The organism is Microbacterium sp. P03, from assembly GCF_043556235.1.
Lineage (GTDB): Bacteria > Actinomycetota > Actinomycetes > Actinomycetales > Microbacteriaceae > Microbacterium.
This window is the reverse complement of sequence record NZ_JBIGIM010000003.1, coordinates 339,494-357,296: the sequence shown is the minus strand read 5'-3', so window position 1 is coordinate 357,296 and position 17,803 is coordinate 339,494. Positions and strand designations below refer to the sequence as shown.

The 17,803-nt window shown below is 68.3% G+C and carries 17 protein-coding genes; 6 read left to right on the top strand and 11 right to left on the bottom strand.

Annotated elements, in window-relative coordinates; genetic code table 11:
• The first annotated feature begins 117 nt into the window (after nucleotides 1-117).
• Nucleotides 118-564 (top strand): adenylyltransferase/cytidyltransferase family protein, encoded by a 447-nt coding sequence (locus ACFXOO_RS11265; RefSeq protein ID WP_378842019.1) that lies wholly within the window; start codon nucleotides 118-120, stop codon nucleotides 562-564.
• A gap of 100 nt (nucleotides 565-664) precedes the next feature.
• Here the strand turns inward: ACFXOO_RS11265 and ACFXOO_RS11260 are convergent, their stop codons facing one another.
• Together ACFXOO_RS11260 and ACFXOO_RS11255 are read right to left on the bottom strand one after the other, a co-directional pair.
• On the bottom strand, nucleotides 665-2,287 hold the full coding sequence (locus tag ACFXOO_RS11260) for a metallophosphoesterase (RefSeq protein WP_378842021.1): 1,623 nt from the start codon (nucleotides 2,285-2,287) through the stop codon (nucleotides 665-667).
• A gap of 243 nt (nucleotides 2,288-2,530) precedes the next feature.
• Nucleotides 2,531-3,676, bottom strand: coding sequence for a glycosyltransferase (locus ACFXOO_RS11255; RefSeq protein ID WP_394563572.1), 1,146 nt, complete (start codon nucleotides 3,674-3,676; stop codon nucleotides 2,531-2,533).
• 132 nt (nucleotides 3,677-3,808) lie between these two features.
• Between ACFXOO_RS11255 and ACFXOO_RS11250 the strand changes: the two genes are divergently transcribed.
• Nucleotides 3,809-4,063, top strand: a complete 255-nt coding sequence (locus ACFXOO_RS11250; RefSeq protein ID WP_378842025.1) for a glutaredoxin family protein — start codon at nucleotides 3,809-3,811, stop codon at nucleotides 4,061-4,063.
• 18 nt (nucleotides 4,064-4,081) lie between these two features.
• Here ACFXOO_RS11250 and ACFXOO_RS11245 read toward each other — a convergent pair whose 3' ends face one another.
• Nucleotides 4,082-7,249: a PKD domain-containing protein gene (locus tag ACFXOO_RS11245; RefSeq protein WP_394563571.1), complete on the bottom strand. Its 3,168-nt coding sequence runs from the start codon at nucleotides 7,247-7,249 to the stop codon at nucleotides 4,082-4,084.
• Nucleotides 7,250-7,381: 132 nt separating this feature from the next.
• On the opposite strand from ACFXOO_RS11245, the gene ACFXOO_RS11240 reads away from it, so the two are divergent.
• Nucleotides 7,382-8,392, top strand: a complete 1,011-nt coding sequence (locus ACFXOO_RS11240) for a hypothetical protein (protein ID WP_394563570.1) — start codon at nucleotides 7,382-7,384, stop codon at nucleotides 8,390-8,392.
• A gap of 135 nt (nucleotides 8,393-8,527) precedes the next feature.
• On the opposite strand, the gene ACFXOO_RS11235 is transcribed toward ACFXOO_RS11240, so the two are convergent.
• The 3 genes from ACFXOO_RS11235 to ACFXOO_RS11225 all read right to left on the bottom strand — a co-directional run bounded on the left by ACFXOO_RS11235 (nucleotide 8,528) and on the right by ACFXOO_RS11225 (nucleotide 10,354).
• Entirely contained in the window at nucleotides 8,528-9,325 is a 798-nt protein-coding gene (locus tag ACFXOO_RS11235; RefSeq protein ID WP_378852445.1) for an alpha/beta fold hydrolase, read from the bottom strand.
• A gap of 216 nt (nucleotides 9,326-9,541) precedes the next feature.
• On the bottom strand, nucleotides 9,542-9,760 hold the full coding sequence (locus tag ACFXOO_RS11230; protein WP_378852447.1) for a hypothetical protein: 219 nt from the start codon (nucleotides 9,758-9,760) through the stop codon (nucleotides 9,542-9,544).
• Between the two features lie 42 nt (nucleotides 9,761-9,802).
• Nucleotides 9,803-10,354, bottom strand: coding sequence for an isochorismatase family protein (locus tag ACFXOO_RS11225; protein ID WP_378852449.1), 552 nt, complete (start codon nucleotides 10,352-10,354; stop codon nucleotides 9,803-9,805).
• A 126-nt stretch (nucleotides 10,355-10,480) separates the two neighbouring features.
• Here ACFXOO_RS11225 and ACFXOO_RS11220 point away from each other — a divergent pair, with 126 nt between their 5' ends.
• A complete protein-coding gene (locus ACFXOO_RS11220; RefSeq protein WP_378842037.1) occupies nucleotides 10,481-11,314 on the top strand; it encodes an aldo/keto reductase in 834 nt (277 codons plus the stop codon).
• 258 nt (nucleotides 11,315-11,572) lie between these two features.
• Here ACFXOO_RS11220 and ACFXOO_RS11215 read toward each other — a convergent pair whose 3' ends face one another.
• Complete coding sequence (locus tag ACFXOO_RS11215; RefSeq protein WP_378842039.1) at nucleotides 11,573-12,469, bottom strand: glucose 1-dehydrogenase; 897 nt, start codon at nucleotides 12,467-12,469, stop codon at nucleotides 11,573-11,575.
• Nucleotides 12,470-12,747: 278 nt separating this feature from the next.
• Nucleotides 12,748-13,191: an SRPBCC family protein gene (locus ACFXOO_RS11210; protein WP_378852451.1), complete on the bottom strand. Its 444-nt coding sequence runs from the start codon at nucleotides 13,189-13,191 to the stop codon at nucleotides 12,748-12,750.
• 91 nt (nucleotides 13,192-13,282) lie between these two features.
• Here ACFXOO_RS11210 and ACFXOO_RS11205 point away from each other — a divergent pair, with 91 nt between their 5' ends.
• Nucleotides 13,283-13,786, top strand: a complete 504-nt coding sequence (locus tag ACFXOO_RS11205; RefSeq protein ID WP_378842043.1) for a hypothetical protein — start codon at nucleotides 13,283-13,285, stop codon at nucleotides 13,784-13,786.
• Nucleotides 13,787-13,863: 77 nt separating this feature from the next.
• Nucleotides 13,864-15,189: a nitrate/nitrite transporter gene (locus ACFXOO_RS11200; protein ID WP_394563568.1), complete on the top strand. Its 1,326-nt coding sequence runs from the start codon at nucleotides 13,864-13,866 to the stop codon at nucleotides 15,187-15,189.
• A gap of 38 nt (nucleotides 15,190-15,227) precedes the next feature.
• Here the strand turns inward: ACFXOO_RS11200 and ACFXOO_RS11195 are convergent, their stop codons facing one another.
• The 3 genes from ACFXOO_RS11195 to ACFXOO_RS11185 all read right to left on the bottom strand — a co-directional run bounded on the left by ACFXOO_RS11195 (nucleotide 15,228) and on the right by ACFXOO_RS11185 (nucleotide 17,740).
• Complete coding sequence (locus ACFXOO_RS11195; protein WP_378842047.1) at nucleotides 15,228-15,425, bottom strand: hypothetical protein; 198 nt, start codon at nucleotides 15,423-15,425, stop codon at nucleotides 15,228-15,230.
• A 106-nt stretch (nucleotides 15,426-15,531) separates the two neighbouring features.
• Complete coding sequence (locus tag ACFXOO_RS11190; protein WP_378842049.1) at nucleotides 15,532-16,638, bottom strand: PQQ-dependent sugar dehydrogenase; 1,107 nt, start codon at nucleotides 16,636-16,638, stop codon at nucleotides 15,532-15,534.
• A gap of 28 nt (nucleotides 16,639-16,666) precedes the next feature.
• Nucleotides 16,667-17,740, bottom strand: a complete 1,074-nt coding sequence (locus tag ACFXOO_RS11185; protein ID WP_378843006.1) for a TerC family protein — start codon at nucleotides 17,738-17,740, stop codon at nucleotides 16,667-16,669.
• Between the last annotated feature and the right edge of the window lie 63 nt (nucleotides 17,741-17,803).

The following is a 17,803-nucleotide window of genomic DNA, read 5'->3' as shown; positions in this document are numbered from 1 at the left end:
TCCGCGCGCGAAGAGGCGGCGTCAAGACGTCACATCGGTGTAACACGTATTCGCGCTACACTGATGGTCTGGGAAGCGAGCTGGGGAGTTCGCTACTGATCTCTGGGGGATCAATTCATGACGCTTCGCGTTGGCTATGCCGCTGGTGCTTTCGACCTTTTTCACGTCGGGCACCTCAATATTCTTCGTCACGCCAAAGAGAACTGTGACGTGCTCATCGCGGGAGTGGTGAGCGACGAGATGCTCCGTGAGGTCAAGGGCGTTCAAGCCATGATCCCGACGCATGAACGCGCGGAGATCGTCCGGCACATCTCCTACGTCGACGCGGTGCACATCGAGACTGTGCCCGACAAGATGGACGCCTGGCGAGATGTGCATTTCACGCACTTCTTCAAGGGTGACGACTGGCGCGGCACCGAGAAGGGTCTGCGGCTCGAGCGCGAGTTCGCCGAGGTCGGTGTGGAAGTCGTCTACTTCCCCTACACCGCGCACACGTCGAGCACCCAGCTGCGGACCGCCATCGACATCTTGAGCCGCCCGATCGGCACTGAGCTGCGCGCCTGACTCCAGCGTGCCCTCTGAACGTCCCTACGTCGGCGAGATACCCCCGGTACACGACAGGGCCGACCCCTGATGGAGGTCGGCCCTGTCTGGGTGCCGGAGATCAGTCCGTCAGGAACGTAAGACCGGTGAGTGTCTTCTTGTCCAGAGTCGCCCCGTTTTCCGGTGCGTAGACGCGGGTGCTGATCGTCCCCGCCACGACATCGAACTCGGACAGTCTCACCGGGTTGTTGAAGTTGGAGTGCAACGTCTGAAGAAGGTAGGCGACCTTGTTGCCCTTGGCGGTCGTGACCACCTTCGACGCGACGCTGCCCACGTGGCCGCTCGTCACGACCTTCACGTTTGCGTATGGAGCGACCAGCCGGTCGTACAGATACTGGGGCGAGGCATCGCCGTAGTGCCAGCGCAACAGCGACTGTCCCGCACCATCGATGTCCCCCGCAGAGTTCAGGTACGAGTGGGTCTGGATGATCACGTTGTCACCGCTGTGAGACGTGATCACCTTCTCCGCCCAGTCCACCACTCCGGCCCGCGGCCAGGTTTCGAGGTTCAGCACGAGCCACGTGGCACCCTCCGCAGAGAACACCGAGTAGGTGTTGTCGACCTTGCCGTTCTCGTACGCTCCCGCCACCGCGCCATAATCGGCGGCCTTCCAGAACTGATTGAATGTCGCCGTTGTGCGCAGGTATTCACGCGTCCTCTTCGAGTCGCGAGCACCCCCGCCAGGGCCCGTCGCCATCGCATCGTGGTTACCGATACTCAGCTGGTACGGAATCCCCGCCGCTTCCAGCGGGTCGAGGCCAGCCTCGGCCTTCACGAACTGCTCGTGCGCAGGGGTGTCCCAGTTCACGACGTCGCCCGTGTGGGCGACGAAGCGCAGATCGAGAGCATCCTTCTGCGACACCAACCATTTGGTCCGGTCGAGGAGACGGTTTCCCGACCAATTGAACACCTCCTGCTGCGTATCCGGATACGTGGCCAGGGTGAATCGGCCGTTCCCGTCACCCGGCTTCGGAACGGTGGGCTTCGGCGTCGCTGTCGGCGTAGGCGTGGCGGTCGGCGTCGGCGTCGCAGTGGGCGTCGGCGTCGCTGTCGGCGTGGGCGTCACAGCCGGCGTGGCAGTCGGCGTCGGCGTCACAGGCGGCGCCGCAGCCGCGACAGACGGTGCGTACCAGGAGTACTCCAGGCGGTAGCCGGCCGCCACATCGCTTCGCTCTTCGGTGTCGCCGAACGCCACGGTGTGCAACGCTCCCTTCACCGCTCGGGTCATCTTGAGCGCAGACGTGCAATCTGTCAGGGGTTTCGGCGACACGTAGCCGACCGCTCCACGGCCTTCCCAGCCGGCGGCCAGCACTCCGTCATATTCTGCCTGCCACAGCATCCACGCGTGGTTCTTCGAAGACCCCCGGTAGGCGTCGTACAGCGGTACCAAACCATTGGCGGGCTTGCTCGATGCTGCGAAGGCCTGACCCGTCGCAGCGAACCCCGCCGCCTTGGCCGCGGACTTCTGCTGGGCGGTCGAAGCGAACATGACCACGCCGCGATCGTCCTGCCAGCGCTCCACGGTGATGTCGGTGGCGAAGCAGCCGGTCGTGGCTGCCTGCGCGGAAGCACTCATGACGACCACCGACCCACTGGCCACGAGCGTCGTCGCAAGGAGGGCGGAAAGGTACCCCCGCCTGCGTCGGCTCTTCATTGCTTTGCGGGTCTCTGAACGTATGGTCATGGTCTCCCTCTCGCGGTTGGTAAGCACGCGTCAGGCACGCGTCGGGCGGTTGGTTCACCCGTGAACACGGTGAACGCCGGCCGATTCGGGTGGGCCGATGTTCCCGCAGGCTAAACCCTAGTTGCGGTGTGTTTCGACCTTGTACCCGGTGAGAGCATTCTCACGCATGCAAAGAACGCGCCAATAGAGCCGAAGGTCCCGTGGAGGCGCTTCGTCTCCCGCTCGACGATCGGGGCGGCCGGCCTACAGCTCGCCCGGCGAGATCGCCTGGGTGTCGAGATCCTCGACGAACTCGCGCAGCGGGCTCTTTCGGGCACCGGCGCGCTTGGGCGCGTAGACGACGAGCGCGTGGAACACGAAGCGCACGAAGAAGGCAATGACGAGGGTGATGGCCGCCGCGATCACGCTGGAGAAGTGCCACGAGTGCACCATGAGCGCGACCACGGGGATGCGGACGAGCAACTCGGCATTGTTGAAGGTGAACGACTTCGCGAAACGCGACCAGACGCCGGATGCCGCGCCCTTCATGTCTTGGAACACGAAGCGCTCGATGAGCACGAAGTTGCCGATGATCGTCAGCTCGGAGGCGATGATCATGCCGGCGATGTAGCCCATCCCGAAGTGGGTGAAGAGCCACAGCAGCGCCAGGTTCGCCAGCGCGCCGAGGCCGCCGATGATGGCGAAAAGCGACATCTTGCCGAAGCGCAATGCCGTCAGCTGCGCGATGAAGTTGAGCCCCTCGAGGAAGGACGCCTTCGACTCGCCCGCGTGACGGCCCGCGAACTCGAACGGCACTTCGCGCACGCGCAGCGTCTTGCGGGCGAGCATCTCGAGCAGGATCTTGAAGCCGCGCGGGGCGAGGCCCTCGATGTCGATCGCCCGACGATCCACGAGGAAGAACCCCGTCATCGGGTCGGTGACGTCCTTCAGACGAATGGGGAACATCGACTTCGTCAGCGCGGTCGAGGCCTTCGACACCAGCACTCGGGTGTTGTCGGCCAGGCCCGTGGCCCGTCCGTTCCCGACGTACCGCGACGCGACGACCATGTCCACACCCCCACGGACGTAGTCCGCGTAGAGCGCAGGGATCTCCTCGGGCGGATGCTGCAGGTCGCCGTCCATCACGATGCACACGTCGCTCTGAGCCGCGGTGATGCCTTCGACGACCGCGCCGCCGAGTCCGCCGGCTCCGTGCGTGCGGTGGATCATGCGGACGGGAAGGGACGCGGACTCTGCGACATCTGTGATCGTCTGGGGCGTGGCATCCGTGCTGTCATCGACGAAGATGATCTCGGCCTGGAGGCCGCGCACCGCCTGCGTGACACGACGGACGAGCTCCGCGATGTTGGGAGCTTCGTTGTACGTCGGAACGACGATCGAGAGTTGCATCACAGAAGATGTTCCCACGCGGGAAACCCGGGAATCCAACCGTGGACGGATTCCATAGCGTACCCACAGCCATGTTCACCTGCTGTTCAGGCTCCCACGCCTCACTCAGTCAGGATCTCTTAGCCTTGAACCATGTCTGATTCCACGATCACCCTGTTCGGCGCCGCCTGGTGCAGTGACTGCCGTCGCACCAAGAAGCAGCTCGACGGACTCGGTCTCGACTACGAGTACATCGACCTCGAAGCCGAGCCCGCCGCCGCCGATGTGGCGCGCGAGATCTCGGGTCGCACCCAGATCCCCGTGATCGTCTACCCCGACTCCACCCACCACGTCGAGCCCACCAACGCCGACGTCGAGTCGAAGCTGCGCGAACTCTCGCTCATCTGATCTCGCGATACGCCGGCCTCATGGGCTGGGTCTGGTGAGACTGATGTTGTCGAACGACGTCGTGACCGGCGATGTCGCTCCGCTGGACATGTAGCTCCATACAAGAGGTCGGCCGTTGGTCTGCATCGATGCCGTGGGGTCACTGGCGGTCACCTGCCAACCCGGCTCAGCAGCACCCGCCGGATACAGCTTCGCCGCGAGCTGCGTGGTCCCCGCAACGGTCACAGCGCGGACGACCACGGTGTAGGACGTACCCGGCGCGATCACGACAGCGGAGAGCACCGACGCGAGCGTGGTCTGGGCTCCGCCGGTCCGGCGGACGAGGTCGAGACGTGGCCTACCCGTCGAACCTGCGTAGAGAGTCAGGCGGTAGTCGTCAGCCGTGCTCGTCGCGCGCGGCGAGAATGCCGCGTAGAGCGCGCCCGGCCCGCTGTTCCGGCTCCACGCGACGTCGACGCGGAGTTCGGCGTCGCGAGCGGCGACGGCGTTCAGGGTCGCCTGCGCCGTGGCTCCGGGCGTCGTGAGGACCTGCAGACCCGACCCGGACTGTACGCGGTACATCGACGACGAGCCCGACGCCGTCCACGCACCGCCGGTCTCGGCTGCGCCCCATCCCGCCGAGGTCGTGCGGGTGAACGTGTCCGCCGCGAGCACGGACGGTGGCGGAGGCGGGGGTGCAGCCACGGTCACCGTCGTCGTCGCCACGTGGGTCGCACCATCGTCATCGGTCACGGTGAGGCGGATCGTGTAGGTGCCATCGACGGCATACACATGCGATGCGGTCGTGCCCGCACCCGTCGCGCCATCTCCGAAGTCCCACGCCCAACCGGTGACCGTCCCATCGGCGTCCGTCGAACCCGACCCGCTCACCGACACGGTCCGGTCCACCTGCGAGGTCACCGAGATGACCGCCACCGGCGGCACGTTCGCTGGAGGCGGCGGGGGCGCGGCGACCGTCACGGTCTTTGTCACCACGTGGGTCGCACCGTCGTCATCGGTCGCGGTCAACCGGATCGTGAACGTGCCATCGACGGCATACACATGCGATGCGGTCGTGCCCGCACCCGTTGCGCCGTCTCCGAAGTCCCACGCCCAACCGGTGACCGTCCCGTCGGCGTCCGTCGAACCTGACCCGTTCACCGATACAGTCCGGTCCACTTGCGAGGTCACCGAGATGACCGCCACCGGCGGCACGTTCGGCGGAGGCAGGACGACGCCCCCGATCCGGGTGACGGCGAGGCGATCCACCGCGACGGTCGACGCCGACGCGGCGGCGCCCGAGACGTAGAAACTCAGCCCGACGCCGCCCGAGGCGACCTGTAGCGCCGGAGTCGAGTCCACGACCGTCCTCTGCCAGGCGGTCGGTTCGACCGAACCCGTCCAGACCCTCGCGCGCAGCGTCGTCGGCGATGACCCGACCGCTTCGAATCGCAGCATGACGGACTCGCCCACACTCGGCGTCTGCGTCATCCGGTAGGTGGCCATGACGGTCTCGATCGCGCCGACTTTCCGGTTCAGGGTGAGATCGGGCGCACCCGCCGCGCGGAAGGTGATCGTGGCGCGGTAGTCGCCGCCCGTCGAAGAGCGCATCCACGCGGAGGCATACGTGCCCGAGCCCGTGACCGCAGGCGTGACTGCGAACGACGCGGTGAGATCGGCGTCGCCGGCGACCACGGCGTTCGGAACGACGTTGCGACGGGCGCCGGGCGCGACCGATACCTTTCCCGCGCTCCCGTCCACCGAGAACGACGTGACCGGGGCCGACGCGCCCCAGGACGGTCCGGAGGTCGCGGTCCCCCAACCGGCGCTCGTCAACCGGGTGAAGTCGTCTCGCAGCAACTCGTCGTTCGTCGGCGTGCGTGTCGTCCACGTCGCCGAGGTGATCGAGGTCGTCCCGTCGCGGACGACGGCGCGCCACTCGTAGTCCTTGTCCCGGTCGAGCCCCGCCCACGTTGCGGATGCGACGGAGCCGGATGCCGCGGTGACCGTGGCGATCGGCTGGAACGGCGCCGGCTGCGGTGCCCCGATCGCAAACGGCACGGTGAAGGCCGAGTCCGCATCGGTCTCGAACTGGCCGAGATAAGGGGAGTAGGTCGATGCCGTCAGCGTGCCCGCCGCGGGATCGATTCGGTAAGACCGCAGCCATCCGTTTCCCCCGTTCGCACGGGCTTGATAGTCCGACATGATCTGCTGCACGGGCTTGCCGCACGCGTTGTCGTCGACCCGGCGTGATTCGCCGAGATCGCCGTTGTGCTCGTGTCCGTTCAGAACCAGCCGGATCTGGCAGTGCGTGCGCACGAAGTTCTGCCAGGTCGTCTCGGGCGGGGTTCCCCCCGGGCGCTGGGCGACGGTCCGGCGGGATCCGGACAGATTCACGAAGGCATGCGTGAACATGACCACCTGCCGGTCGGGGTGGGCGGCGAGAACACGGTCGGCCCACGCCAGCACGTCAGCTGACGCCTCCCACTCGAGCCCGAGCACCAGCCAGTCCTGACCGCCCGCCGTGAAGAGGGAGTAGTTGTTCATGTTCTGACGGTCGGCAGCATCCTGGCCGAACTGGTTCTGACCCATGTAACCGCCGTATCGCGCGGAAGATGGCGCCCACGTCGCGTCGGCGTAGCGACTCGGCGGGAACCACGTGTCGTATGCAACGTGCGCACCGGTGGCGTTGTCGAAATCGTGATTTCCGGGCACCACGGCGTTGGGCACGTGATTGTCATCCAGCACCTTGAGGCCGGCAGACGCATAGGGCCAGTGCCCCGCGAACGCCCAGTCGCTCACGAGGTCGCCGAGCTGCACCACGAACTGCGTGTTCATGGCGGCCCGGGTATCGACCACCCACTGGGCCTGCTGCGCGATGATCGGCGCCCGCGCTGCCGACGTGTAGTTCTGGATGTCCGGTAGCGCGACGATCGTGAACGGTTCTGCTGCCGCCGGGCCGGCTACGGTCGCGCCCTTGACCCGGCCCTCGAAGGTCACGGCGAGCGGGTCTCCGTCGGGGTCGCTGACCCGTACACTCAGCCTCGGATCCGCATCCGGTGAGACGGTGCCATCCGCCGGGCTGAGCAACGTCGCAGGATCCGGTGGCGCCGCATTCGCCGGAACGGCGCCGGCCAGCGGCACGATCATGGCAATCGCTGCGGCCGCCGCGACGAGCATCGTTCGACGGCCTCGGCGAGCAGTCATCGTCGACCGACGCATGGCACCTCCCAGTTGGTGCGTTATAGGGCGGAGTATTCCACCGGAACCCCGGCTCGACAAGAGGGGTCGCCGCCGTCGGGCCGGTCGACGGCTCGCGTGCAGCTCTAGGGTGAACGGGTGGAGTCAGAACGAGCACTCGAGCGGATGTCGCGGCCCGAGCTCGTTCACCTCGAGGCGTTGCTCGGACCGGACGCAACGCTGTGTCGTCGCGCCCTGACGGGCGAGACCGGGGTCGCCCTGCCGCCGTTCACGGATCACCATGTGCACCTCCACCTCATCGATGAGCGCGCCCTCGCCACGCACGGGATCGCCGGCGTGGTCGATCTGGGGGGCGATCCCGACTCGCTCGCGCGTCGATCGGCCACGGGCCTCCCGCGCGTCAGCTTTGCCGGCGCCTTCCTCGCGGCGCCGGGTGGCTACCCGGTGGGCCGCTCATGGGCGCCGGCGACGATCACCCGCGAAGTGCGGAGCGCGTCACGAGCTCCTGGCGATCACGCGGGTGCAGCCACGGCGGTCGACGAACAGGCGGAGTGCGGAGCATCCGTCATCAAGGTGGCGCTGAACGCGGACGCCGGGCCGGTCTTCGACGCCGAGGTGCTGGGTGCGATCGTCGCCGCGGCCGCAGCGCGGGGGCTGCCGGTCGTCGCGCACGCGCAGGGTGCGGGCATGGTCGAAGCCTCTCTTGACGCCGGGGTCGCCGCACTCGCGCACACGCCCTTCACGACCGAGCTGCCGGATGCGGTGATCGAGCGCGCAGCCCGCTCGCAGGCGTGGATCTCGACGCTGGCGATCCACCGCGGAAGAGCTCATGATGCGGCCGTGGACAACCTCCGCCGCTTCGCCGCCGCGGGCGGGCGCGTGCTCTACGGCACCGACCTCGGCAACGGCGACCTCCCGGTGGGCGTGAACGCCGATGAGTTGGCCGGCCTCCACTCGGCGGGAGTGCGCGGCGCCGCGCTGGTGGCAGCGCTCACGGACCCCTGGCCGGGGGCGGACCCCGGCGTCGACGCCGGGGCGGTCGGCACGTTCGTCGCGGGCGATCCGCCGTCCGCGGTCGACGACCTCGCGAGGTGGCTGGCCGGGGCGACCGTCGTCACCGCCGAGGAGCTCGTCCACGACGACGGGTGAGGGGCGGGGGCCGGCGGGGCGGGCGACGGGCGAGGCATCCGTCTCCAACTCCGCAATGTCGCACGAAAAACGCAGCGTTCGAAGGCCCGACTGCGAAGTACGCGCGAATCTGGGGAGTTCGGTGCGGAGCAGACCTCAGGCCTCGGCGAAGAAAGCGACTGCGCTCTCGCGGAACACGCGCGAGCCCGGAGTGTTGAAGTGATGCCTTCCGGGGATCTCCTCGAATCGGCCCTTCGGAACAGCGGCGGCCAGCTGACGCGAGGCCTCGAGGATCGCGTCGTCGGCGCCGGTCGCGAACAGCACAGGCTGCTGGGGCGGATGCTGGGGGTCGGGATCGGCATCTCCTATCCGCATGCCCTCGGCGAGCGCGATGATCGCCCGCAGATCGTTGCCGGGCACGCGCTCCGCGAGGGTCACGTAGTTGCGGGTCACCTTGTCTTCCACCGGGATGCCGCGCTCGGCGTAATCCCGCGCCTGGTCGATCTGCAGCCGGGCGAGGGGTCGACCATCGGGGATGCCACCGAGCACCGCCCGCGAGACATGCTCGGGGAAGTCGACGAGGAACTGCCAGCCGACCCGGGCGCCGAGCGAGTAGCCGGCCAGCATCACGTCATCGAGCAGATAGGTGTCCAGCACGATGAGGAGGTTCTCGACCAGAGCCTTCATCGAGTAGGCGACGGCGTCGTGGGGCTTGTCGCTCGCGCCGTGACCCAGCTGGTCGACGCCGACCACACGGAAGCCCGCCCGGAGCAGGTCGCGGACCCAGCCCGTATCCACCCAGTTGTCCCGGCAGCTCGACGCGAAGCCGTGCACGCACAGCACGGTCTCGGCATCGGGGTCCCCCCACGAGTACGTCGCGAGCCGGTGCCCCTCGGGCGACATCACGAACTGCGCGGCGGGCATCTCGGTGCGCACCGAGGGCGTGACATCCATGCGCTCCATTATGGGCGGAGCGCGATCCGATGCCGAGGCACGCTTCCGTCGTCGGGGCCGGGTCAGTCGCCGGGGGGCGGAGTCAGTCCTCGAGGTCACGGCCGATCGCGGGGTGCGGAGTCAGTCGACGCAGCACCGAGTCAGCGACGCAGCACCGGGTCAGCGACGCAGCACCGGGTCAGCGACGCAGCGCCGGGTCAGCGACGCCGCACCGAGTCAGTCGTCGAGATCGCGGTCGAGCTCGTCCTCGGTGAGGCGGTCGCCCGGCTGCGGCGTGCGGAACGCGGGCTTCGTATCGGACTCGTACGGCGCGTCGGTCGACTCGGCATCTTCCGGGTCGACGATCACGTCGGTGTCGTGATCGATGTCACGATCTGCGGCACCCGACGGCGACGGCGATTCGTGAGCGGGCATGAACGGCTCGGCGGAGGACATGCGCGCATTATGCCGCACGAGAGTGAACGCCGAAGGAACCGTCTATGTCAGCGCGACCTCGGCGGCGGTGGCGACCTCGGCGGTCTTCCCCGGCGCCGACTGGAACCCCCAGTAGAGATTCGTGTGCGCGATCACCGCGGGGGCCGGCGGGGCACCCCACTCCGACTTGTCCATGGCCGTGTGCGCGTCGCTGACCAGGACCGTGTCGTAGCCGCGCGCGAACGCGCCGTGGATCGTCGACCTGATGCAGGCGTCGGTCTCGGCGCCCGCCACGACCAGCCGGTCGACGCCCAGGCCGGCGAGCACCTCGTGGAGGTCGGTGCCCTCGAACGAGTCGCCGTGCTTCTTCTGCACACGCGCCTCCCCCTCCGCGGGCACCAGGTCATCGACGAGCTGCCAGACGTCGCTGTCGATCGGCATGCCCTCATCCGAGTGCTGAACCCACACGACGGGGACCGCCTCCGCCCGGGCGCGCTCCACGAGCGCGACGATGCGGTCGATCACCGGCTGCGGCTCCCACGCGGCAGCCATCACGTCCTTCTGCACGTCGACAACCAGCAGGGCCGTTCCGCGTCGATCTTCGAAAGTGGCCATCGGATGCTCCTATCCTGTCGTTGCCCGGAACGGTACTCCGCTCCTCGGACATCGGCGACGGGCATCCGCTCGACGTGGCGAGTCAACCCCCAGGCACTGCGGGCGACCCCGTCCTACGCTGAAGTCATGACCACTCCCTCCGTTCCGAACGTCACCCTGAACAACGGCATCGAGATGCCGCAGCTCGGGTTCGGCGTCTTCCAGATCCCCGACGACGAGACCACCGCCGCCGTCACCACCGCCCTCGAGGCCGGCTACCGCAGCATCGACACGGCCGCGGTCTACCGCAACGAGGCCGGCGTCGGCCAGGCCATCGCCGACTCGGGCCTCGCCCGCGATGAGCTCTTCGTCACCTCCAAGGTGTGGAACTCCGAGCAGGGCTACGACAGCACTCTGCGCGCCTTCGACGAGAGCCTCGGCAAGCTCGGACTCGATCAGCTCGACCTGTACCTGATCCACTGGCCGAGCCCGGCGCGCGACCTCTACGTCGAGACCTGGCGTGCGCTCGAGAAGCTCTACAGCGAAGGCCGCATCCGCTCGATCGGTGTCTCGAACTTCGAGCCCGACCACCTCGACCGCTTGATCGCGGAGAGCTCCGTCGTGCCCGCGGTCAACCAGATCGAGGTGCACCCCGCGCTGCAGAACCGAGCCGCCGTCGCAGCGAACGCGCAGCACGGCATCATCACCGAGGCGTGGAGCCCGCTCGCACAGGGCGGAGTGCTCGGCGAGCAGGCCATCGTCGACATCGCGGAGCGCCACGACAAGACGCCGGCGCAGGTCGTGCTGCGCTGGCACCTGCAGCAGGGCCGCGTCGTCATCCCCAAGTCGGTGACGCCCGCGCGCATCGCCGAGAACCTCGACGTGTTCGACTTCGACCTCACCGCCGACGAGCTCGCCGCCGTCGATGGGCTCGAGAGCGACGGCCGCACCGGCCCCCACCCGGCCGAGTTCAACCGCTGATCGCTCCGCGCGGCCCCGGGTTACCGAACGCGATGACGAAAGAACGAGGGACGGATGCCGCGGCATCCGTCCCTCGTTCTTCGTCAGCACCCTGATGGGGCGCGGTGTGTGGCGCCCGTTGTCCCGAAGTTCTGCAGACAACGACGCGCACCGCGGTCGCGGCCCGGATTCCTGCGACCGACCCCGCAGGGATCGCCCGCTCTGCAGAAGCTGGGGACGCCGAAGCGGCCCGCGCCCGTCGGGCGCGGGCCGGACGCCCTACGGCGTGGGCATCCCGCCGTTGACGTTGAGGGTCTCGCCGGCGATATAGCTGGACTCGGGAGAGGCCAGGAAGACGAAGGCCGGGGCGAGTTCGGCGGGCTGGCCCATGCGACCGAGGGGCGTCTCCTCGCCGAACTCGGCCAGCTTGTCCTTCGGCTGGCCGTCGGAGACCTGGAGCGGCGTCCAGATCGGTCCGGGGGCGACCGCGTTCACTCGGATGCCCTTCGGCGCGAGCTGCTGCGCGAGCGCCTTTGTGAACGTGTTGATCGTCGCCTTCGTGGACGCGTAGTCGACGAGGTTCTCGGACGGCGAGTACGCCTGCACCGACGTCGTGTTGATGATCGTCGAACCCGGCTTCAGGTGGGGCAGCGCGGCCTTCGTGATCCAGAACATCGCGTACACGTTGGTCTTGAACGTGTCGTCGAACTGCTCGTCCGTAAGGGTGGTCAGGTCTTCGTTGAAGATCTGCTTGCCGCCGTTGTTGACGAGGATGTCGATGCTGCCGAGCTCGTCGACGGCCTTGGCGACGAGCGCCTGGCAGTAGTCCTTGTCGCGGAGGTCGCCCGGGAAGGCCACGGCCGTGCGACCGGCTTCCTCGATGAACCCGACGATGCGCTTCGCATCGACCTCTTCCTCGGGGAGGTAGGACAGGACGACGTCTGCTCCTTCGCGCGCGAACGCGATCGCGGTGGCCGCTCCGATGCCCGAGTCGGCGCCCGTGATGAGCGCCTTGCGGCCGCTCAGACGGCCGGTGCCGCGGTAGGTCTCCTCGCCGAGGTCGGCCTTCGGGTCGAGCTTCGCGTCGAGGCCGGGCTCGGGCTGGTCCTGCTTCTCGGGCTCGATGTCGCTGTAGAGCTTGGTCGGGTCGGCGAGCGTGTACTGGTCTTTCGACATAGGGGTCTCCTTCTCGTTTCGGGGAGCGAGGGCCGCGTCGACGCCGGTGGCAGGTCCGGTGCGGCGATCGGCTCGCTCGTGCTCTTCACGCTACGGGCGTGCCCCCTGGAGACGAGGGGGTTGCGCTGGCGCGGGTTGTCTGCGACGCGTGTGCCGCCCGCCGACTGCGAGACCGCTGCGGCGCGCTGCAACCCACGTCGTCCGCCAGGGTCTCGACGCCGGTCGAGGGTCTCGAGCTCCGCAGAGGTTGCGCGCCACCGAGAGCGCGGCACCCGCGATCAGGTCGCGGAGTGGGCCTCGAGGATCGCGCGGATACGCCCGAGACCCGCGGAGAGGCTCGAGCGCAGTCCCTCGGTGATCATGGGCTCGACGAACCGCATCATGCCCGCTGGGGTCGCCTCGATGGTCGCGCGGAGCTCGGTTCGGTCGCCGGCCGCGGTGAGCGCGAAGATCGACGTCGTCTCCAGCGGCCCGTCGGTGCTGGAGACCACCATGCGACGGGGCGGATCGAACGCCGTCACCCGCCAGTCGAAGTCGATGTCCCGGCCGATGACGTGCAGCCGCGAATGGATGGTGCTGCCGACCCGGACGGGCGGCTCGCTCGTGAGCTCCTCCGAGACGACCGTCGTGTCCCACCGCCCGCGGTTGCCCGACTCGGCGATGAACGCGAAGACGTCCTCGATCGGGTGGGCGATCGACACGGACTCGGTGACGGTGATCATGGGACTCCTCGCAGGCGCGGTCACCACAAGCGTCACACAGGATTCGTGCGTGGGCTCGGGTACACGCGCCCATCTCGTCCACACTGGACACATGTCCCACGCGCCGACGACAGCACACGCCCGGAGGGGTCCGCTCGGACCGGTCGCCGCGGAGCGGGTGAGCGCCGGATGCTACGGCTCGCTCGTCGCGGCATCCACCCTCATCGGGCTGGGCGAGGCCGAGATCGGGTGGCTGATCGCCGTCGTCATCCTGACGAATGCGATCTACTACGCCACCCACGTCTTCGCCTACACGGTCGGCGACAGCAGCGGCGACAGCCCGCTGAAGGTCGCCCGCCACCACCTCCGGGTGAGCGCCCCGATGATCTCCGCCACGTTCGGACCGCTGATCGTGGTGCTGCTCCTCCTGCTGATGGGCGTCGGACAGGAGGTCGCGGTGTCGATCGGTGCGGGCGCCGGACTGGCGACGCTCGCCGCCGTCGCGACGACCGGCGCGGTCCTCCGCGGCGCGCGCATGTGGGAGGGCGTCGCCGTGGCCGCGGTCACCGTCGCCCTCGGGACGGCCTTGATCATCTTCAAGTTCGAGCTGCACTGACGGTCCGACGCCTCGCCGGGCAACCCACGACCCGCGGATAGTCTGAAGGGACCAGCATCCCTCGACGTCGGACACCCGTGACCACTCCCGCACCGCCCGCACCGTCGTGGCGCGCCTGGGTGATCTGGGGCGTCGGCGCCGCGGCCTACATCCTCGCGATCACGAATCGCACGTCGCTCGCTGCGGTCGGCGTCGACACCGCCGCCCGATTCGATGCGGATGCCTCGACCCTGTCGATGTTCGCGGTGCTGCAGCTCGGCGTCTACGGGTTCATGCAGATCCCCGTCGGCGTGCTGCTCGACCGCTACGGGGCACGCCCGATCATCACGATCGGCATGGTGCTGATGGCCGCGGGGCAGCTGGTGATGGCGTTCTCGCCGACGGTGGGGATCGCGATCGCGGCCCGCATGCTCATCGGCGCCGGCGACGCAGCGGTCTTCCCGAGCGTCCTGCGCCTGATCGCGACCTGGTTCCCCGCCCAGCGCGCACCGGTGATGGTGCAGCTGACCGGGATCTTCGGACAGTTCGGTCAGATCATCGCGATCATCCCGCTGGCGGCCCTGTTGAAGGCGACGACCTGGTCGATCACCTTCGGCAGCATCGCGGGACTCGGGGTGCTGTTCGCGGTGCTGGTGTTCGCGGTGATCCGCAACCATCCGCCCGACCGCGCCGCCGACGTGTCGGTCAACACCGACACGGGGGCGATCACGGTGGTCACGTCGGCGATCGACAACCGTGTCGGCATCCGCGCGGCGTGGTCGCATCCCGGCACCCGGCTCGCCTTCTGGTCGCACTTCACCACCCCCTTCGCGGGAACGGCGTTCATCATGCTGTGGGGAATCCCGTTCCTCACCGCCGGGGAGGGCCGCACCCGCGCCGAAGCCGCCGGCATCACGACGGTGCTCGTCCTCGCCGGCATCCTGATCGGCCCGTTCATGGGCGCCCTGTCGAGCCGCCTGCCGCACCTGCGATCGCGGGCGCTCGTGCTGCCGACGATCGCCGTGCAGATGGTGGCGTGGCTCGTCGTGATCGTCTGGCCTCAGCCCGCGCCGCTCTGGCTGCTGCTCCTGCTCGTGATCGCCCTGGCGACCGGCGGACCGGCGTCGATGATCGCGTTCGACCATGCCCGCACGCACAACCCCCGTCATCGGCTCAGCACCGCGACGGGAATCACGAACTCCGGCGGCTTCCTGGCCGGCCTGCTCGCGATCTTCCTGATCGGTCTGGCCCTCGACCTCCAGGGCGCGGGCACGCCTGCCACCTTCACGCTCGAGGCATTCCGCCTCGCATTCCTCACCCAGGTGCCGCTCTGGCTCGTGGGTGCGTTCTTCATCGCCTATGAACGCAAGCGCACCCGCATCCACATCGGCCTCGACCAGCCGAAGCGACCACAGCGGGGCTGAGGACGCGGCATCCGCTCCCGTCGCCGACCGGTCGGGACCTAGGCTCCCTGGTCGGGGTCGATCTGCGGTCCGCCGACGACACCGATACCGACCGCTTCATGGTCGGGCTTGGGGTCATCCGGCTTCTTCGCCTTCGGCTCCTCGCCCGGGTCGGCCTCCGTGCTGGGGGCGACCAGGTCGTCGTCGTCGGGCATCCGCTCGTCCTGCTCGCGGCCCTTGTCCTGTGCATCGCTCATGCTGAATCCTCCGTCTGCTCGTCGGTGTCCCCCCAGCGTCGTCCACCATCCGGGGTGCCGCCAAGGGCTTGACCCCCGTGGCGATCCGGCGTACTCGGCGGGGTCGTCACGGGCCGCTCTGCTCCTGGGGAACCTCGATCCGGACGATGCGGTCGTCTCCGGGCCGGGGGTCGGCGCGGCCGTTCGTGTTGTTGGTCAGCACCCAGAGGCCGCCGTCGGGCGAGGCGATCACCGTGCGCAGCCTGCCGAAGTCTCCGGTGAGGTAGTCGGTGTAGGTCGAGGTGTCGGCCACCGGCACCGCCCGCAGACGTTCGCCACGGAGGTTCGCGATGTAGACCGTCTCGTCGACGACCGCGATGCCGCTGGGGCTCGCCTCGCCGGGCGACCACTGCTGAACCGGGTCGGTGAAGCCGTCACGCTGAGCCTTCCCCTCGACCGTCGGCCATCCGTAGTTGGCGCCGGGTTCGATGACGTTGAGCTCGTCCCACGTGTCCTGCCCGAATTCGCTCGCGAACATGGTGCCGTCCGCCGCCCATGCCAGGCCCTGCACGTTGCGGTGGCCGTAGCTGTAGACCGCCGATCCGGGGAACGGATTGTCGGCCGGGATCCCGCCGTCAGGTGTGAGCCGCAGGATCTTGCCGCTCAGCGCGTCCAGATCCTGCGACGACGACCGGTCACCGGCGTCACCCACCCCGGCGTAGAGCATTCCGTCAGGACCGAACGCGAGCCTGCCGCCGTTGTGGAAGCTGGCCTTCGGAAGGCCGTCGATGAGCGTCGCGACCTCGCCCAGCCCGTAGGAGCCGGCGGCGCCGGTGAGATCGATCCGCTGGATGCGGTTGCCGTCCGCGCCGGTCGAATAGGCGTACAACCGATCCTGGTCGTCGACCGCGAGGCCGAGCAGACCGCCCTCGCCGGCCGGCGTCACGCCTCGGACGACGCCCACCTCGCGCGCGCTGCCGGCGGCGTCGAGTTCGAGGATCCGCCCGGTGTCTCGTTCACTGACGAGCGCCGTCTCTCCCACGAACGCGATCGACCAGGGCAGTGCGAGGCCGGTGGTGACGTCGCGCAGGTCCTGCGCAGGAACATCGGATGCTGCGGACGACGTCGCGGGCGAGGCATCCGGCGTCACCCCCGCGGTGGGGGCGCACCCGGCGAGGACCGCGATGACGCCGAGCGCGGACGTGAACGCCACCGGCCCGCGGCGACTCTTCACAGCCGCACCTCCCGGCGCCCGACGGCGGTCAAGAGATCTCCTTCTGCGCTTCGGCCTCGGCGCGCGGAGCGGTCGTCACGCCGGTCTCGTCGGCATCCGGGCCGGCCTCCTCGGCGGGCGCCCCGACGGACGTCACGCCACGGTCTCCGCGGGTCTTGAGCAGGCTCGCGACCGTCGCGACCGCGATCGTCGTCCCGATGAACAGGAGTGAGAACCAGATCGGGATCTCGGGTGCCCACAGCATGGGCTCGCCGCCGTTGATGAACGGGAGCTCGTTGACGTGCATGGCGTGCAGAACGAGCTTGACGCCGATGAAGGCGAGGATGACGGCCAGGCCCTGCGCGAGGTAGACCAGACGCTCCAGCAGTCCGCCGATGAGGAAGTACAGCTGACGAAGACCCATGAGGGCGAAGGCGTTCGCGGTGAACACGATGTACGCCTCGTTGGTGAGGCCGTAGATCGCGGGGATCGAGTCGACCGCGAAGATGAGGTCGATGAAGCCGATCGCGACGATCACGAGGAACATCGGCGTGACGAAGCGCTTACCGCTCTTCTTCACGGTGAGCTTGTCGCCGTTGTACTCGTCGCTCACGGGAAGGTGCCGACGCACGAAGCGCATGAACTTCCCGTCGGCGGGGTTCGAGTCGCCGTGAGCGAATGCCTGGCGGTAGGCCAGGAACAGCAGGAGCGCGCCGAAGATGTAGAACACCCACGAGAAGTTCTCGATCAGCCCGGCGCCGATCGCGATGAACGCGCCACGCAGGATCAGCGCGATCACGATGCCGATCATCAGCACCTTCTGCTGGTAGATCTTCGGAACCGCGAAGCCGGTCATCAGAAGCAGGAACACGAAGAGGTTGTCGATCGACAGCGCCTTCTCCGTCAGGTAGCCGGCGAAGTACTCACCGCCGAAGGTCCACCCCGACACCATGCCGATACCGACGCCGAAGAGCAGCGCCAGACCGATGTAGAAAGCCGACCAGCGGGCGGACTCGCCGACGGTCGGCTCGTGCGGTTTGCGGACGTGGGCGAAGAACTCGTACACGAAGAACAGGATCGTGATGGCGATCGTGATGATCCAGATGAGGGGCGTGACCTGCAACGGAGGCTCCAAGGGTGGCGTGATGAACATCGACGTCAAGGTCTTCTCCATTCCAGCTGTGCT

Bases quoted from the DNA above. Each gene is read 5' to 3' on its own strand.
- ACFXOO_RS11235 (WP_378852445.1), bottom strand. From the start codon at position 9,325: ATGGATGTCACGCCCTCGGTGCGCACCGAGATGCCCGCCGCGCAGTTC.
- ACFXOO_RS11225 (WP_378852449.1), bottom strand. From the start codon at position 10,354: ATGGCCACTTTCGAAGATCGACGCGGAACGGCCCTGCTGGTTGTCGAC.
- ACFXOO_RS11260 (WP_378842021.1), bottom strand. From the start codon at position 2,287: ATGACCATACGTTCAGAGACCCGCAAAGCAATGAAGAGCCGACGCAGG.
- ACFXOO_RS11265 (WP_378842019.1), top strand. From the start codon at position 118: ATGACGCTTCGCGTTGGCTATGCCGCTGGTGCTTTCGACCTTTTTCAC.
- ACFXOO_RS11195 (WP_378842047.1), bottom strand. From the start codon at position 15,425: ATGAGCGATGCACAGGACAAGGGCCGCGAGCAGGACGAGCGGATGCCC.
- ACFXOO_RS11210 (WP_378852451.1), bottom strand. From the start codon at position 13,191: ATGATCACCGTCACCGAGTCCGTGTCGATCGCCCACCCGATCGAGGAC.
- ACFXOO_RS11215 (WP_378842039.1), bottom strand. From the start codon at position 12,469: ATGTCGAAAGACCAGTACACGCTCGCCGACCCGACCAAGCTCTACAGC.
- ACFXOO_RS11205 (WP_378842043.1), top strand. From the start codon at position 13,283: ATGTCCCACGCGCCGACGACAGCACACGCCCGGAGGGGTCCGCTCGGA.
- ACFXOO_RS11255 (WP_394563572.1), bottom strand. From the start codon at position 3,676: ATGCAACTCTCGATCGTCGTTCCGACGTACAACGAAGCTCCCAACATC.
- ACFXOO_RS11250 (WP_378842025.1), top strand. From the start codon at position 3,809: ATGTCTGATTCCACGATCACCCTGTTCGGCGCCGCCTGGTGCAGTGAC.
- ACFXOO_RS11220 (WP_378842037.1), top strand. From the start codon at position 10,481: ATGACCACTCCCTCCGTTCCGAACGTCACCCTGAACAACGGCATCGAG.
- ACFXOO_RS11230 (WP_378852447.1), bottom strand. From the start codon at position 9,760: ATGTCCTCCGCCGAGCCGTTCATGCCCGCTCACGAATCGCCGTCGCCG.
- ACFXOO_RS11245 (WP_394563571.1), bottom strand. From the start codon at position 7,249: ATGACTGCTCGCCGAGGCCGTCGAACGATGCTCGTCGCGGCGGCCGCA.